Source organism: Bacillus sp. JZ109, from assembly GCF_053903135.1.
Window position 1 is genome coordinate 2,995,612 of sequence record NZ_CP096388.1, and the last position, 15,199, is coordinate 3,010,810.

The 15,199-nt window shown below is 44.8% G+C and carries 16 protein-coding genes and 1 pseudogene; 10 read left to right on the forward strand and 7 right to left on the reverse strand.

Annotated features, from left to right (window positions below):
• Nucleotides 1–49: 49 nt before the first annotated feature.
• Together hemE and M1D94_RS15805 are read right to left on the reverse strand one after the other, a co-directional pair.
• Nucleotides 50–1,111: a uroporphyrinogen decarboxylase gene (hemE, locus tag M1D94_RS15800; RefSeq protein WP_128740175.1), complete on the reverse strand. Its 1,062-nt coding sequence runs from the start codon at nt 1,109–1,111 to the stop codon at nt 50–52.
• A gap of 121 nt (nt 1,112–1,232) precedes the next feature.
• Nucleotides 1,233–3,377: a transglycosylase domain-containing protein gene (locus M1D94_RS15805; protein WP_456270281.1), complete on the reverse strand. Its 2,145-nt coding sequence runs from the start codon at nt 3,375–3,377 to the stop codon at nt 1,233–1,235.
• Nucleotides 3,378–3,498: 121 nt separating this feature from the next.
• On the opposite strand from M1D94_RS15805, the gene hmoB reads away from it, so the two are divergent.
• The 4 genes and pseudogenes from hmoB to sndC all read left to right on the forward strand — a co-directional run bounded on the left by hmoB (nt 3,499) and on the right by sndC (nt 7,080).
• The gene (gene hmoB / locus M1D94_RS15810; protein WP_003244748.1) at nt 3,499–3,999 is read left to right on the forward strand and encodes a heme-degrading oxygenase HmoB; all 501 of its coding nucleotides are present in this window, start codon (nt 3,499–3,501) and stop codon (nt 3,997–3,999) included.
• A 44-nt stretch (nt 4,000–4,043) separates the two neighbouring features.
• Nucleotides 4,044–4,361, forward strand: a pseudogene (locus M1D94_RS15815) (hypothetical protein).
• A 65-nt stretch (nt 4,362–4,426) separates the two neighbouring features.
• A complete protein-coding gene (locus tag M1D94_RS15820) occupies nt 4,427–5,818 on the forward strand; it encodes a hypothetical protein (protein ID WP_076457909.1) in 1,392 nt (463 codons plus the stop codon).
• A 71-nt stretch (nt 5,819–5,889) separates the two neighbouring features.
• Entirely contained in the window at nt 5,890–7,080 is a 1,191-nt protein-coding gene (gene sndC, locus M1D94_RS15825; protein WP_015715606.1) for an N-acetyl amino acid acetylase SndC, read from the forward strand.
• 17 nt (nt 7,081–7,097) lie between these two features.
• Here the strand turns inward: sndC and M1D94_RS15830 are convergent, their stop codons facing one another.
• Genes M1D94_RS15830 through ecsA form a run of 3 tightly spaced genes read right to left on the reverse strand, consistent with a single transcriptional unit; the run spans nt 7,098 to nt 9,790 of the window.
• Nucleotides 7,098–7,808, reverse strand: a complete 711-nt coding sequence (locus M1D94_RS15830; RefSeq protein WP_015715605.1) for an EcsC family protein — start codon at nt 7,806–7,808, stop codon at nt 7,098–7,100.
• A gap of 19 nt (nt 7,809–7,827) precedes the next feature.
• Complete coding sequence (ecsB, locus tag M1D94_RS15835; protein WP_017695369.1) at nt 7,828–9,054, reverse strand: ABC transporter permease EcsB; 1,227 nt, start codon at nt 9,052–9,054, stop codon at nt 7,828–7,830.
• Nucleotides 9,047–9,790: an ABC transporter ATP-binding protein EcsA gene (ecsA, locus tag M1D94_RS15840; RefSeq protein WP_003233230.1), complete on the reverse strand. Its 744-nt coding sequence runs from the start codon at nt 9,788–9,790 to the stop codon at nt 9,047–9,049. The genes ecsB and ecsA overlap by 8 nt, the downstream gene beginning before the upstream one ends.
• 486 nt (nt 9,791–10,276) lie before the next feature.
• On the opposite strand from ecsA, the gene M1D94_RS15845 reads away from it, so the two are divergent.
• From M1D94_RS15845 to trpP, 3 genes are all read left to right on the forward strand, one after another.
• Nucleotides 10,277–10,714, forward strand: a complete 438-nt coding sequence (locus tag M1D94_RS15845) for an HIT family protein (protein ID WP_003233231.1) — start codon at nt 10,277–10,279, stop codon at nt 10,712–10,714.
• Nucleotides 10,715–10,860: 146 nt separating this feature from the next.
• On the forward strand, nt 10,861–11,940 hold the full coding sequence (gene serC / locus M1D94_RS15850) for a 3-phosphoserine/phosphohydroxythreonine transaminase (RefSeq protein ID WP_456270282.1): 1,080 nt from the start codon (nt 10,861–10,863) through the stop codon (nt 11,938–11,940).
• A 124-nt stretch (nt 11,941–12,064) separates the two neighbouring features.
• Entirely contained in the window at nt 12,065–12,583 is a 519-nt protein-coding gene (trpP, locus tag M1D94_RS15855) for a tryptophan transporter TrpP (protein WP_003233236.1), read from the forward strand.
• A 73-nt stretch (nt 12,584–12,656) separates the two neighbouring features.
• On the opposite strand, the gene M1D94_RS15860 is transcribed toward trpP, so the two are convergent.
• On the reverse strand, nt 12,657–12,848 hold the full coding sequence (locus tag M1D94_RS15860) for a hypothetical protein (RefSeq protein WP_014476318.1): 192 nt from the start codon (nt 12,846–12,848) through the stop codon (nt 12,657–12,659).
• Nucleotides 12,849–12,976: 128 nt separating this feature from the next.
• Here M1D94_RS15860 and M1D94_RS15865 point away from each other — a divergent pair, with 128 nt between their 5' ends.
• Together M1D94_RS15865 and M1D94_RS15870 are read left to right on the forward strand one after the other, a co-directional pair.
• Nucleotides 12,977–13,333: a YtxH domain-containing protein gene (locus M1D94_RS15865; RefSeq protein ID WP_003245875.1), complete on the forward strand. Its 357-nt coding sequence runs from the start codon at nt 12,977–12,979 to the stop codon at nt 13,331–13,333.
• A 177-nt stretch (nt 13,334–13,510) separates the two neighbouring features.
• Nucleotides 13,511–14,122: an HTH-type transcriptional regulator Hpr gene (locus M1D94_RS15870; protein WP_003239501.1), complete on the forward strand. Its 612-nt coding sequence runs from the start codon at nt 13,511–13,513 to the stop codon at nt 14,120–14,122.
• Here M1D94_RS15870 and M1D94_RS15875 read toward each other — a convergent pair.
• Nucleotides 14,119–14,460: a YhaI family protein gene (locus M1D94_RS15875; RefSeq protein ID WP_456270283.1), complete on the reverse strand. Its 342-nt coding sequence runs from the start codon at nt 14,458–14,460 to the stop codon at nt 14,119–14,121. The two genes, M1D94_RS15870 and M1D94_RS15875, sit on opposite strands and share 4 nt — an antisense overlap.
• A gap of 207 nt (nt 14,461–14,667) precedes the next feature.
• Here M1D94_RS15875 and M1D94_RS15880 point away from each other — a divergent pair, with 207 nt between their 5' ends.
• Complete coding sequence (locus M1D94_RS15880; protein WP_003245590.1) at nt 14,668–15,186, forward strand: DUF3267 domain-containing protein; 519 nt, start codon at nt 14,668–14,670, stop codon at nt 15,184–15,186.
• Nucleotides 15,187–15,199: the final 13 nt, after the last annotated feature.

Consider the following 15,199-nt stretch of genomic DNA (forward strand, 5'->3'; position numbering starts at 1 on the left):
CTGATACAAACATTTTGACAGGATATCATTAAGATACCAAAAGATATGCTTAGGAATATTGACCCATTTTTTTGTTTTGTGAATATTCATGGACAAATGCTGTCAGTTTTTTCAAAACCTCGGGACTGACATCAGGAAATACCCCATGGCCAAGATTGAAAATGAAGCCGTCTGATTTCATACCCTGATCAAGTATTTCCTTCGTTTTCTTCTCAATGACTTCCCATGGCGCAAGCAAAATGGACGGGTCCAGGTTGCCCTGCACTGTTTTAGTAATTCCTTTTGATCTGGCTTCATCAATGCCGAGTCTCCAGTCAAGCCCGACAACATCGAGAGGAAGGTCATGCCAATCACCTGCGAGATGGCTTGCGCCGACGCCAAACATGATCAGCGGCACATTCTCTTCTGCGAGCTCTGAAAAGATCCGGTTCATCACGGGTTTGATGTATGTTCTGTAATCTGCCTGATTCAGCGCGCCGACCCACGAATCAAAGATTTGAATCGCTTTTGCGCCTGCCTTAATCTGCGCTTTCACGTACACGATGATCATGTCGGCAAGCTTGGACATCAGCAGATTCCATGCATCCGGCATGCTGTACATGAAGGCTTTTGTTTTATTGTAGTTTTTCGACGGGCCGCCTTCGATCATATAGCTTGCAAGCGTAAAAGGCGCACCTGAGAAACCGATGAGCGGGACGTTCAGCTGCTCATTGACAAGCAGTTTAATTGTCTCAAGCACGTACGGCACGTCCTGTTCCGGATCAATTTGGCCGAGTTTTTCAATGTCCGCCAGAGACCGGATTGGCTGATCAATCACAGGACCGATCCCGTTTTTGATTTCAACATCCACACCGATTGACGGCAGCGGCGTCATGATATCTTTATAAAGGATTGCAGCATCGACTCCGTATTGCTCAACCGGCAGTCTTGTGACATACGCACAAAGTTCGGGCTGATGGGTAATCTCAAACAATCCGTACTTTTCCTTCAGCTTGCGGTATTCCGGCTGTGAGCGCCCTGCTTGCCTCATATACCACACAGGCGTGTGATCCGCTTTTTCTCCCCGCGCAGCTTTTAAAAACGTCTCGTTAAACGTTTCTCGTTTACTCATCTGATTTCCACCTTTCATACGGCAACCATACGTTCGTATTTCTTGACTTATTACACTATACCTTGTTTTAGGCAAATGGTATAGAAATGTAGCTCAAAGTTCAAAAAATCGCCGAATTCCATTAAGAGGAAAACAATTTTGGCTGAACGTAATCGGTTCCTTCCCCTTCTCTTTTTGTCTGTGTATTATAAGGCACAATTTTATAAGACGCGCCCGAAAATAAGTTGGCATAAGGAATTTCATAGCTTCCCTTCCCTTCAACCGAATCAAGAAGCGTCTCCTCGCCGTCCTTGTTTACATAAATTCTGTATACGGCCCGATCATCCTCTTGAGCGTCCCACTTTAATTCAATGGTAAAGAGCACCGCAGCTTTAAATGTGTAATCGGCTGTGAGTGTTTTGATCGGCTTCAGCTCAATCGGGCTTTCCAGTTCTTTAACGTTTTTAGGCTTTGTGAACACATGACCGGTTTCTCCTGCCTGTGTCAAAATATCCTTAAACAGCCGCGTCGGGTATGAGCTCCCGGCTTTCAAATAATGGTTTTGATCCGTTTTGTCATAGCCCATCCAGACTGCCCCGGTTATTTTCGGCGTATAGCCTGCAAACCAGGCGTCCTTTGTCGCGCCGGAGACGCCTGTATAAGATGTAGAACCTGTTTTTCCCGCCAGGTCGCCGTGATAGGTGCCGGACGTGGCCGTTCCCTTTTTGACTACCTGCTGCAACATTCTCGTCATATTCCAAGACGTCTGCTTGCTGAAAACCCGCTTTCCTTCCTCTTTATGATCGGCTATTGTTTCTCCGTCTTCATCTATTATGCTCGAGATAAAGAAGGGTTCCGTATACGTTCCATTCGCGGCAAATGTATGAAACGCGCCGGCAAGCTGGAGCGGCGAAACGCCTTTTTCCAAGCCGCCTAGAGCGAGAGCAAGTCCTTCATCAGGGATATCAATGCCGTTTGCTTTCAAATAAGATTTTCCTGTTTCGACGCCGATCTCATTCAGCGTCCAGACAGCCGGCGCGTTTTTGCTGTACGTAATGGCGTCAGACATAGTGACTTCGCCCTCATACCGGCTGTCGTAGTTTTTCGGCGTATAATCTCCGTAGGACTGCAACTCATCCTTCAATAGAGAATATGGCTTAAATTTCTTTTCCTGCATCGCCGGTCCGTATACAGCAAGCGGCTTAAATGTGGAACCCGGCTGGCGGACAGCTGTGACACGGTTATATCCTTTGGATGTGTAATCCCTTCCGCCGATGGCCGCTTCTACACCGCCTGTCTTGTTATTAATAAAGACCGCGCTTCCCTCGGCATTCTGATCTGTTCCGGGATAATAGCTTCCCTCTTTCATCACCTGGTAAGCCGTCTTCTGCAGCTTCGAATCGAGCGGCACCTTGATCGTGTATCCGCCTTGAAGAAGCTGCTCTCCGGAAATGGAATACTTGTCTTCCGCCTCTTTGATCACAAGGTCAATGTAGCTGTCAAACCAAGGTGTTTCCGACTGTTTCTTCACGTGCAGTCCAAGCGTTCGGCCCTGTGCGGTGACAGCCTCTTTCGCACTGATATAGCCTTGGTCATTCATCATACCTAGAATTGTATCACGCCGCTCCTTATTTTTATCAGGGTGCAAAATTGGAGAGTACGTAGAAGGCGCCTTCGGAATAGCGGCCAAAACAGCGCCTTCAGATACAGTCAAATCTTTTACTTCTTTATTAAAATAATAGTGGGACGCCGCTTGTATGCCGTAAACCCCGTGTCCGAAGTAAAGCTGGTTTAAATACATTTCAAGCAGCTTGTCCTTGCTGTAATCCCGTTCAAGATTGATCGCAATGATCACTTCTTTTGTTTTTCTTAGAAACGTTTTGTCATGTGTCAGAAAAATATTTTTGGCAAGCTGCTGGGTGATCGTGCTTCCGCCTTCCACCTTTCCGCCTGCTAATATATCGCGATACACTGCCCTTCCGACAGATTTTGCATCAATGCCGTGATGCTCATAGAACCTTTTATCCTCAACAGCGATAAACGCTTCTCTGACCTGCTTTGGAATCTCATTGATCGAGACCGGCTCGCGATTTTCTGTATACAGGCTTGCAACCTCATCTCCGTTTTGATCAACAATTTTTGAAGAAGCATGAAGAATAAGCTTTTTTTCATCTATGACATAATGGCCGAGAAAAATAATTGAAATATATCCTATTAAAGCGAGAAAAGCAGTTAACACTAAAATAATGATAGGTATAAAAAGTTTCTTTTTCTTTATCTTAAACATGAACTCACCTCGCCTTTCTAAAGGTAGTATGGGAAAAATTGTTTGGAATTATGTTCGAAGCACTCGCCAATAGAAACTTATACCATTGTTTTGATATACTAGCAAGCAGGAGGTGGCTGATATGAAGGTTTATATTACATATGGGACAGCCGATTTTTTAAAAACGATCGTACAGAAGCATCCCTCAGAAAATATCCTTTTGATGCAGGGGCAGGAAAACGCCATTTTAATTCATGAAACAAACGGAGATACCGTTTTCCAGGCACCACACGCTTATGAAGTCATTGACCAAGTCGGAGAGATCAAACATCCCGGTTTTGCAGTATTGAACAATATTGCCGTTACTCAGGAAGGGCGTCCGCTGTTTGAAAACAGATTTAAAAACAGAGCGGGAAAAGTCGAAAACGAGCCTGGCTTTGAAGCAATTCGAGTGCTCCGTCCGCTTGACAGTGACACCTATGTCATTCTGACCTTGTGGGAAACGGAAAGCGCCTTTCAAGACTGGCAGCAGTCCGGTTCTTACAAAGAAGCCCACAAAAAACGCGATACATCTGCCGGAATTGACACAACGTCGATCTTCTCCCGGCCTTCCTATGTCACCACATATTTCGCTGTCGAATAGCTGCCGGCATGTCCGGCAGCTTATTTTATTGGGAGGAAAGCAAAATGAAGCATACTTGCCCAGTCTGCGGGTTTAAGGGATTGGCTGAACCGCCATATGATCATGAAGGCAATCATTCTCATGAAATCTGCCCGTGCTGCTGTTTTCAGTTCGGATTTGATGATTACGAGATGCAGCACGAGGATGATTCATATTTAGAGCCATCGGAAAGCATCATCGCCTATAGAAAAAACTGGCTTGCTGAAGGGTGCGTCATTTTTTCTCCTGAATGCTTCCCAAAACATCTGCAAAAAGCGAATAGAGTATTAAGGCATCATCTGATTGAGCAGCTGAAACAGATCAATGTTCATCTTCCATCATAACCCTCCCCTCTGTCCCGGCACCTTCCGCCCGCCTATGAATAATCTGTAAGCGGAAGGAGTGATCGATGATGGAAGTCGGGATTTTGTCTGTCCATGTTCTGTATGTGTTTTTTATCGGTGCAATTATCCTATTTATGCTGCTGAGAAAAGACACGACATTTATTTCTCTATTCGGCATTTTTATCATATCGCTATGGGCCAGCCATTCACTTTCAGCTTCTGTCAGCAGTTTATTCCACAGCTTTATCTATGCGGCCGGCGAACTGCTGCCCACGATTTTCATCATTTGCTTTATCGTTTCAATGAGTGATTTGTTAACAAAAACAGGGATAAATGAAGCGATGATTTCTCCCTTTGCAAGCCTTGTGAGAGGGCCTGTGACTGCCTATTGGCTGATTGGGGGCCTGATGTTCGCCATTTCTCTCTTCTTCTGGCCTTCTCCGGGTGTCGCTTTAATCGGCGCCGTCCTGCTCCCCGCAGCCGCACGTGCCGGTTTGACGCCTCTTGCCGCGGCCATGGCCATGAACTTATTCGGACACGGTTTTGCCCTGTCAGGAGACTTTGTCATTCAGGCGGCGCCAAAGCTGACTGCAGATGCAGCAGGCATTCCAGTCGGTGATGTCGTCTCGGCCAGCATTCCGCTTGTGCTGATTATGGGTGTGACAACAACAACCGCTGCCTTTATCATGATTCAGCGCGAACGCAAAAAACAGGAGCATCCCGCTTCTTTTTCCCCCGTTCTTTCCGGCGAACAAGACCACTCGCTGTACTTGCCAAAACGCCTGCGGTCCATACTGGCTTTTTTGATTCCGCTTGCCTTTCTTGCAGATATCGCCTGCATGCTCTTGTTTAACCTACAAGGAAATGATGCCACCGCGTTAATTGGCGGGTCTGCAATCTGTATCCTCCTTACCGTTCATTTTTTCGTGTATAAGCATAAAGGGCTTGAAAAAATCACCGGCTATTTTATTGACGGATTTAAGTTCGGTTTTAAGGTTTTCGGCCCCGTCATCCCGATTGCCGCTTTCTTTTATCTTGGCGACTCAGGCTATGAGAGCATACTGGGCACTTCACTCCCTAAAGGTTCCCACGGCATTGTCAACGATCTTGGCATTGCTTTATCCCATATGATGCCTATGTCAAAGGAGCTTGCCGCCGCTGCATTAACTGCCGCTGGAGCCATAACAGGCCTTGACGGCTCAGGATTTTCTGGCATTTCTCTCGCCGGCTCCATCGCAAAGCTCTTTTCGTCCGCTCTCCATGCCGATCCCGCCGTTCTGACCGCGCTCGGACAAATCTCTGCCATCTGGGTGGGCGGAGGAACACTGGTCCCATGGGCGTTGATTCCCGCGGCGGCCATTTGCAAAGTTGATCCTTTTGAGCTTGCCAGAAAAAACTTCATTCCCGTCGCGATTGGCCTTTTGGTGACAACCCTCGCAGCTGTGATGATGCTTTAAAACAGCACGAGTTGAAATATTCAGACTTTTTCTATACAATCATGGAAAACATAGAAAAGGGGGAAGCGGCTTTGTCCATATCCACACTGCAGAAAGAGATAAACAAACAGCTCGACAGCTGTTTTGAAGAAATGGTTGAGATCAGGCGCCATTTTCATATGTATCCTGAGCTTTCATTTCAAGAAGAAAAAACCGCCGCATTTATTGCTTCCTATTATGAATCGTTAGGAGTCCCAATCCGCACAAACGTTGGCGGCAGAGGGGTTTTAGCATATATAGAAGGAAGCGAACCCGGCCCTACAGTCGCTTTGAGGGCCGACTTTGACGCTCTCCCCATTCAAGATGAAAAAGATGTCCCTTACGCCTCCAAAGTGCCTGGTGTCATGCATGCATGCGGCCACGACGGCCACACCGCAGCTCTTCTCGCAGTGGCCAAGGTCCTTCACCAAAACAGACATGAACTGAAGGGAACATTTGTGATGATCCACCAGCATGCAGAAGAATATTATCCGGGAGGCGCAAAGCCAATGATCGATGACGGCTGTCTAGAAAACACGGATGTGATATTCGGCACTCATCTTTGGGCAACTGAGCCGCTCGGAACTATTCTCTGCCGCCCCGGCGCCGTAATGGCGGCGGCAGACCGATTTACGATTAAAGTCTTCGGAAAGGGCGGCCACGGCGCTCATCCGCATGATACTAAAGACGCCGTCCTGATCGGTTCGCAAATCGTTTCCTCTTTGCAGCACATTGTCAGCCGCAAAGTCAATCCGATTCAATCCGCCGTCATTTCGACAGGCTCCTTCATCGCCGACAATCCGTTTAATGTCATCGCAGACCAAGCAGTACTCATCGGCACAGCGCGTTCTTTTGATGAAAATGTCCGGGACATTCTGGAGAAAGAAATTGAAGCGGTTGTAAAAGGAATATGCAGCATGCACGGCGCGTCCTATGAGTACACCTATGAACAGGGTTATCCGGCGGTTGTGAACCATCCTGCCGAAACGAGCCACTTGGTGAGCACCGCAAAGAATACCGAGGGCGTTCAGCAGGTCATTGACGGTGAACCGCAAATGGGCGGCGAGGATTTTGCTTATTACTTACAAAACGTGAAAGGCACTTTTTTCTTTACAGGTGCAGCTCCCGAACAGCCAGATCGAGTTTATTCCCACCACCATCCGAAATTTGATATCAACGAAAAAGCCATGCTGACAGCGGCCAAGGTCCTTGCCGGCGCTGCGATCACCTATCATCAGCTATAAAAAAACAGCCGGAGTGTTTATTCTCCGGCTGTTTCCTTTAATATCCTCAGATGAAAAACATGTCTTGCCGTTTCTCCAAGCTGAGCAAGCAGCTTATAATTGGCAATTCCGCCGACTGCCGCTCCTACGCCCGGCAAAAGCTGAAAAAGCTTCACGACGTCGATATAATCGCGATATTCCTGCTGGAACACTCTCCAGTCGATGCTCTTTTTCTCCGTCTCCCAATTTTCGATGACAGAAAAAAGCGATTTACGGCCATCGTCACTCGAAAATGCAAGCTGAAACACGAGCAGCAAAAACATCCTTTCTTGTGCATCCTTCACATCAAAGCCGTAAATGGAAGACAAGGTAAATAAACACTTCATCTTAATTGAAAGCAGCAGCGGAAAATCAGCAATGCCTAAAAAAATGCCGCCCGCTCCGGTTCCGACTCCCTCAGCAGCCGCCACCTTCTGATAAGAAATAATCGTTTTTTTCGCCAATTCGTTTTTTTCACTGAGCGACAGTGCACTTGTATCCTTTTTATAAGTGATGATATTGGAGCCGGCCATTGTCGCTTCTACCATTTTTCTTACACTATCGGTGACGACCGTATGGATTTTTTCAGGAATCCGTTCATTCACCTTCGTCTGGACACGCTTCGAAAAGCGTTCAAACATGGAATCCTTTCGCAAAAAATGCATTTTCCATTCCAAAGCTTCCTGCATCAGCAGCTGATTATCTGTCATTTGATTACCTCTTTTCAGTTCACAGCTTTCCGTGCTTTTTCAGCCTGGTTGTCATATAAGCAGGCAAAACAACAAAAATCAGAACGGCAGAACCGATTAGCGCGTACAGAAAACCGGTCAAGCCGGCTGCATAGGCAGATGCAACAGACATCAGCAGCGCTTGAATACTAAGTGCAGTTTTTAATAGAGAGAAATAGCTTTTCAGCTTTGTTTCTTTTTTCACAGGGTACAGCTCTTGAAGCGCCAGATGGTCAAAGTGGCCGAAGAGCGGCAGAAGCTGAATGCCCGTAATGAAAATGGCAAACACAGTCAAAACCGCTGCAATCAGCGGGCTAGCTGAGACATACATAATGATCAGCGCGAAAACGATCGTTAATCTGACAAGAATGCCCAAATAATCACTCGAACGCAAAAAGGCGCGGGTGAACATATAGGCAAATGTTTTGCGCTGTTCAAACGGCACAAGCCGCAGCAAAAAGTCGAGATAAGCTCTTCGTTTGGCTTGCTTTCGCAAATGCGGCACATCAGTAAACAGGTTGGCAATCCGATAGAAACGCTGCTTTCGTCTCAATTCGGACTCAATATGGCTTTCCCATTTAAATGTTTTCCGTTTTGCTGCGGAAGACATATACAGATAAAGAACAGCCATAATGACATAGACGAGAAGCGCATACATATAAACAGATTGGAAAACAAAATAAAGAACGAGTGTATTCGCCGCAAAGCGAATGATGACGTCCATCCGTTTCATGCTGCGGTCGTTTTGGAAAGTCGTGCGCCATTCCATTACCTGATTCCACGCTTTCAGCAGCAACAGTTGGACAAAGACCGCGGCATACGATACGAGCGAAGCCCCCGGTGTGACTGCGAAATAAAGCGGCATCGCAACGATGCTCAGCGCAATAAGCGGAAACAGCTGAGACACATAGCTGTAGACAAACGCCTGCTTCAAGTAAGGCTCCATTTTTGCTTCAAGAGGCAATAAGAAAACAAGGTCAGCCTCCTTCAAAAGCGTTCGCACATAAGAGCTTGTCAACACGAGCGAAAACAGCACGGCCATCACCCAAAAGGACGGAAAGTGAGCGGGAATGTCCCGTATCCATTTGCTGTACCAGCTTGCAGCGCCCGCTAGAAAAAAAATCAAAACAATGACGAGGTGATCATTGAGCATATATTTCATGTATGTTCTTGTTTCTTTGATATGCTCCTGCAGCCGCGACTGCCAAATATCAAGCATATTATTCATGGCCAGCGTCTTCCTTTGTAAGCTCAAGATACAAATCGTCCAGCGCCGCGTCCTTCATTCCAAACTGCTCTCTGAGCTCTGACAGCGTGCCGCGCGCCCGCACCTCGCCGTTATGTAAAATAATAAACGAATCGCAATAGCGTTCTGCCGTTGCCAAAATGTGCGTTGACATCAGCACGCTCGCCCCGCCCTTTTTCGCTTCATTCATCCGCTCAAGCAGCGCGTTAATGGCAAGCGGATCAAGCCCTAGAAAAGGCTCATCAATAATGTAGAGCGCAGGCTCTGCCAAAAATGCGCACATAATCATAACCTTCTGCTTCATTCCTTTAGAAAAATGGGCCGGGAACCACTTCAGCCTCTTTTCCATTCGGAATTCCTTTAAAAGCGGAGGCAGCCTTTTCTCCATCGTTTCTTTTGACAGTCCATATGCCATGGCTGTTAGTTCAAGATGCTCCATCAGCGTCAATTCTTCGTATAAAACAGGTGTTTCAGGTATATAGGTAAATTGTGAACGGTAGCCTTCCGGATCCTCAGCAAACGTTTTACCGTTTAATTCGATTGAACCTTTATGCGGGTCCATCAGCCCGATGATGTGTCTGATTGTTGTACTTTTACCAGCACCATTCAGCCCGATTAAGCCAACAATTTGATTCGGTTCAAGGGTGAATGATACGTTTTTTAAAACCGGATTCCTTGTATATCCGCCGGTCAAGTCTTTTACCGATAGCAGAGACATAGTTTCTCCCCTTATAGTGTTTTTCTTCATAGTACCAAAAACAAGGCCTGATTTGAAACAATTCCCTTTTAACAAATGATGAATTTGCTGTCATAAAGAGACAGGTTCTGGACATCATAATAGTTGTAGAGGAAAAGCATATCAACTGAAAAATGAGGTGTTTGTCAAAGACGTCTTAGAAACAGTTGGATAGAAAATAAACATGTCCAATGCTCAAACCATTTCTCTTCACTGAATTGATGAATTCTTCATGTATGAAGCAAATTGTCAAATGAGGTGTTTATCGCAGGAATCGTTAGGCATTAAACAAGTCTTCATTTTATTGACAAATGAGGTGCTTACCAAAGGCATAACACATTTTCTTCATATAAGCTCTTCCTCTGCATTCAGGGTGAACGCTCGCCGTTCATCCTGTTTTCTATTTTCTGCATTTCTGTGGTACGATGAGTGTATACATACTAAACAATTTCATAAGGAGGAACCCTCATGCATTGTGCAGAGAATTGTATCTTTTGTAAAATTATTGCCGGCGACATTCCATCCGCGAAGGTGTATGAAGATGAACATGTACTTGCCTTTCTTGATATCAGCCAAGTGACAAAAGGCCATACGCTTGTCATTCCGAAAACACATATTGAGAATGTATATGAATTTACAGATGAATTAGCAAAACAATATTTCCATGCTGTTCCAAAAATCGCCCGCGCTATCCGGGATGAATTTGAACCGATCGGCTTAAATACGCTGAACAATAACGGCGAAAAAGCTGGACAATCTGTGTTCCACTACCATATGCATATTATCCCTCGCTACGGAAAAGGAGATGGATTCGGAGCGGTTTGGAAAACGCATGCTGATGATTATAAACCGGAAGATCTGCAGAACATCTCTTCCTCTATCGCAAAACGCCTGGCCTCATCATAAGATGAGGTTATTTTATTTTGTGAACATTTCGCAAACATCCGTCAATTTCTTTTGATAATTCTAATTTTTTATCAAAAAACTGAATTTTTGTGATAGGATAATTGTATTATTTTATACATTAACGTGGAAAACAGGGAGAGATCATAATGGAACGTACAACGAATTTTAACGCAGGTCCTGCAGCGCTGCCACTGGAAGTTCTGCAAAAAGCACAGAAAGAATTTATTGATTTTAACGAATCCGGCATGTCTGTTATGGAGCTTTCCCACCGCAGCAAAGAGTATGAAGCGGTGCACCAAAAAGCGAAAAGCCTCTTAATCGAACTGATGGGCATTCCGGAAGATTACGATATCTTGTTTCTTCAAGGCGGGGCAAGCCTTCAATTCTCAATGCTTCCAATGAACTTTTTAACACCTGAAAAAACCGCACATTTTGTCATGACAGGCGCTTGGTCTGAAAAAGCACTGACAGAAACGAAATTGTTCGGGAACACGTCTATCACCGCTACAAGTGAAACAGACAATTACAGCTATATTCCTGAGGTTGACCTTACGGATGTAAAAGACGGCGCATATTTACATATCACATCCAACAATACAATTTTCGGCACTCAGTGGCAGGAGTTTCCGAATTCTCCAATTCCGCTCGTAGCCGACATGTCCAGCGATATTTTAAGCAGAAAAATCGATGTGTCCAAATTTGATGTGATCTACGGAGGCGCCCAAAAGAACCTCGGCCCTTCCGGCGTGACTGTAGTCATCATGAAAAAAAACTGGCTGAAAAATGAAAATGCGAACGTCCCAAAAATCCTGAAATATTCCACACATGTCAAAGCGGATTCACTCTACAACACTCCGCCGACATTTGCGATTTATATGCTGAGCCTCGTTCTGGAATGGCTCAAGGAAAACGGCGGTGTGGAAGCTGTTGAACAGCGCAATGAACAAAAAGCGCAGGTTCTCTACAGCTGTATTGATGAAAGCAACGGCTTCTATAAAGGACATGCCAGAAAGGACAGCCGCTCACGCATGAATGTCACCTTCACGCTTCGGGATGACGAATTAACGAAAACATTCGTCCAGAAAGCAAAAGATGCGAAGATGATCGGCCTTGGCGGACACCGTTCGGTGGGAGGCTGCCGCGCTTCTATTTATAACGCGGTCTCTCTCGAAGACTGTGAAAAATTAGCTGCGTTCATGAAGAAATTCCAGCAGGAAAATGAGTAAAAAGTCTGGCTATGCAAACCGTCCGTTTGGTATACTGTTTGCATAACACATTCTGTAAAGCCTTCGCAATAAATGATGAGCATATTATTGGAGGGCAAAAAGCTTAGCAGAGGAGAGCATAGTTATGAAAACAAAAGAGTTAGTCATTATGGCTCTGTTTGCCGCAATCGGCGCAGCGCTTCATTCCATTATTCCGCCCTTTTTAGGCGGCATGAAACCAGATATGATGCTGATCATGATGTTCATGGGCATTCTGCTGTTCCCGCGGGTGCAAAATGTACTCGTCATCGGGATCGTGACCGGAATCATTTCCGCGCTTACAACCGCGTTTCCAGCTGGACAGATCCCTAACATCATTGATAAACCGGTATCAGCGTTTCTGTTCTTCTCCCTGTTTCTTTTGTTCAGAAAGAGCCGAAAAACAGGTGCAGCCGCTGTGCTGACAGTGATCGGGACCATCTTATCAGGAATTGTGTTTCTATCGTCAGCTTTATTGATCGTCGGTTTACCGGGCGGTTTCGCCGCATTGTTCGCGGCTGTTGTTCTGCCGGCCGCTGTGCTGAATACAATCTCAATGATCATTATTTATCCGATTGTGCAAACCATTTTAAGACGTTCAAGCTTTATGGAAGCTGCTAAATAATTGTCACACAAAACCTCTTCCGCTTCCGGGAGAGGTTTTTTTGAACAGAGCGCTCGCAGCATGTCAGCATGTTTTAAGCGAGGAGTTTTGTGAAAAAGATAAGACATAGTGTAAAGGCGGTTCCGGTTGAACAAACAAGCGCTTTCTGCCGGATGACTTTCTTGGGCGGATAAGAAGCAGCCTGGCTGAGAAGTCTGATATAGTAAACAGCGCCTGAAGCGAAGGCAAGGGTGATGCAGGATAACACAATCAAAAAGACAGACAACCTTCTCCCTCCTTTTCACTTAAAAAATATGCTAAAATAAAGCAAGCTATGTATAGAAGTTCAGGCTTTCAACAAAAATGAAAAATGCTGAATGAATCCTATTTGAAGAAAAAGACGGGGTGATTGTAATGGCGAGCGGACGTTCTCTATTAACAGGACTATTCGTAGGCGGCATCATCGGAGGAGCAGCGGTTCTTCTTACTGCACCTTCCTCAGGAAAGCAGCTGCGTGAAAAAATGAAAACCAATTATGATTCTTTTGAAGAAACAATCAAACGCTTAAAGTCAGACGGGCTTGCTTTAAAAGACCAGCTGATCAAAGCGGCAAAAGAAAGCACGGATGTTATTAAAGACGTGGGCGGCGAGCTCCAAACGTCAATTAAAAAATGGCAGGAAGAGATCAAGCCCCACCAGCAGGATCTGCAAAAAGAAATTGCTGATATCGAAGAGAAAATCAGACAGCTGGAGAAAACCTTACAAAACTAATATCCTATTCAAAAGAAAAAAATGCGGGCCAAAATTGGACCCGTATTTTTTTTGGCCGAAAAACCCTTCCGCCGCAATGGTTTGTGAATTTATTAAAAAATTCTTACATTTTCATCTTTATTAATCTTTATTTTATTGGCATAATAGAGAAAAAGAAAAAGAGAAGCAGGTGACGTAATGAATCGAGTGGAACCGCCCTATGATGTGAAAGAAGCTCTGGTCTTCACCCAGAAAATGGCTCAGCTTAGCAAGGCTCTTTGGAAATCAATCGAGAAGGATTGGCAGCAATGGCTCAAACCGTATGACCTGAATATTAATGAGCATCATATTTTATGGATTGCGTATCAATTGAATGGAGCTTCCATTTCTGAAATCGCGAAGTTCGGGGTCATGCACGTATCAACCGCATTCAACTTTTCAAAAAAGCTGGAAGAACGGGGATATTTAAGGTTCTCCAAACGGCTGAATGATAAACGGAACACATATGTCCAATTGACTGAGGAAGGTACCGAGGTATTCTGGAGCTTGCTTGAGGAATTTGATCCGACACGCAACGCTGTTTTTAAAGGGTCACAGCCTTTGTATCATTTATTCGGAAAATTTCCTGAAGTGGCAGAAATGATGTGTATGATACGCCATATCTACGGCGATGATTTTATGGAAATTTTCGAAACGTCACTCACCAATATTGACAATGACTTTGAAAGCGTAAACGGAAAATTGAAGAAAAAAGCAAAGGACAGTGCGGCGGATGAACCGGCTGAAGAGCTCGAACCTGTAAACAGTTAATCAAAATGCTTCATGATGTCGATAAAGACTTCCATCAGCTCTTGATAATGCCCCTGCTCATACAGGGCAAAAATCGTTTCATGAACATCTAATTTTTCATTCAGCTGTCCGGCAAAAAGCGCAAGGAGCTTATCAAAGGTTACAAATCCTTGCGCTTTTTGTGTTGCCAGCTCTTCCGACAATTCATCGCATATCCTCATAACCGCTTCCCCTTCTTCCTTGCTCAGCCCTTTGTCAATGAGAAGCGCATAGAAGGGGTACCTGTCCATATCTACTGTTTTCACTAATAATTGTATGTAATATTCTAATCGCTCAATGCGATGATCCATCGAATCCATCCACACCACTTCTTTCTATCTTTAATCTTATTTTAGCTGATAATTCACTGAGAAGAAAGTTCTAACCCCATATTTCGCAGTTTGTTTGCTTGTTTCAAAAAAATACCTGCCGGATGATATTTTTTCTTAAAAAAGCATTGATTTTTTCTCTTGGGAGGAGTAAATTATTTTGAGATTCTATTCAAGATGTATGGAAGGATGACTTTGATGAATTGCTGGAAGACCATAAATCTCATGAAGGATTATGGCGCCGTTCGCATAATATTAACTGCTGTATGTTTTATGATTTTGGTTTTTATATCTACCTTTTTAGCTTTTGAGCTGCTGCGGCCTGGCACAAGCTTAAGCGATGAATATGTATCTTTATTCGGCGGTTTGCTCGTCGTTATTTTATTTGTACATAAAGTCATCCATGTCCTGCCAATCATCTGCAAAAAAAGAAAAATAGAAAAAAAGTTTTACATATTGCGCATGCGCACATGGAAACGTATACCAAAAACAACAATGCTGATTTCACTCGTCAGCCCGTTCTTGCTGATTACACCGGTATTGTTTTACGCAGCACTGGCATTTCCGAATCACGCTCATTATTTTTGCATGATCTCGGGCATTCACGCCGGCTACTGTCTGCCTGATTTCCTGCTGGCTCTCAAGCTGATAAAAGCACCGAAAACCGCTTTTATTGATCAGGAAGCTGACGGCTTGGATATTCTTGTTGAAAAGTAGTCAAACCCTGGTG

Excerpts from the sequence above, each read along its gene's own strand:
- hemE (WP_128740175.1), bottom strand. The coding sequence starts at position 1,111 with ATGAGTAAACGAGAAACGTTTAACGAGACGTTTTTAAAAGCTGCGCGG.
- M1D94_RS15805 (WP_456270281.1), bottom strand. The coding sequence starts at position 3,377 with ATGTTTAAGATAAAGAAAAAGAAACTTTTTATACCTATCATTATTTTA.
- hmoB (WP_003244748.1), top strand. The coding sequence starts at position 3,499 with ATGAAGGTTTATATTACATATGGGACAGCCGATTTTTTAAAAACGATC.
- M1D94_RS15820 (WP_076457909.1), top strand. The coding sequence starts at position 4,427 with ATGATGGAAGTCGGGATTTTGTCTGTCCATGTTCTGTATGTGTTTTTT.
- M1D94_RS15830 (WP_015715605.1), bottom strand. The coding sequence starts at position 7,808 with ATGACAGATAATCAGCTGCTGATGCAGGAAGCTTTGGAATGGAAAATG.
- ecsB (WP_017695369.1), bottom strand. The coding sequence starts at position 9,054 with ATGAATAATATGCTTGATATTTGGCAGTCGCGGCTGCAGGAGCATATC.
- ecsA (WP_003233230.1), bottom strand. The coding sequence starts at position 9,790 with ATGTCTCTGCTATCGGTAAAAGACTTGACCGGCGGATATACAAGGAAT.
- M1D94_RS15845 (WP_003233231.1), top strand. The coding sequence starts at position 10,277 with ATGCATTGTGCAGAGAATTGTATCTTTTGTAAAATTATTGCCGGCGAC.
- serC (WP_456270282.1), top strand. The coding sequence starts at position 10,861 with ATGGAACGTACAACGAATTTTAACGCAGGTCCTGCAGCGCTGCCACTG.
- trpP (WP_003233236.1), top strand. The coding sequence starts at position 12,065 with ATGAAAACAAAAGAGTTAGTCATTATGGCTCTGTTTGCCGCAATCGGC.
- M1D94_RS15865 (WP_003245875.1), top strand. The coding sequence starts at position 12,977 with ATGGCGAGCGGACGTTCTCTATTAACAGGACTATTCGTAGGCGGCATC.
- M1D94_RS15870 (WP_003239501.1), top strand. The coding sequence starts at position 13,511 with ATGAATCGAGTGGAACCGCCCTATGATGTGAAAGAAGCTCTGGTCTTC.
- M1D94_RS15875 (WP_456270283.1), bottom strand. The coding sequence starts at position 14,460 with ATGGATTCGATGGATCATCGCATTGAGCGATTAGAATATTACATACAA.
- M1D94_RS15880 (WP_003245590.1), top strand. The coding sequence starts at position 14,668 with ATGAATTGCTGGAAGACCATAAATCTCATGAAGGATTATGGCGCCGTT.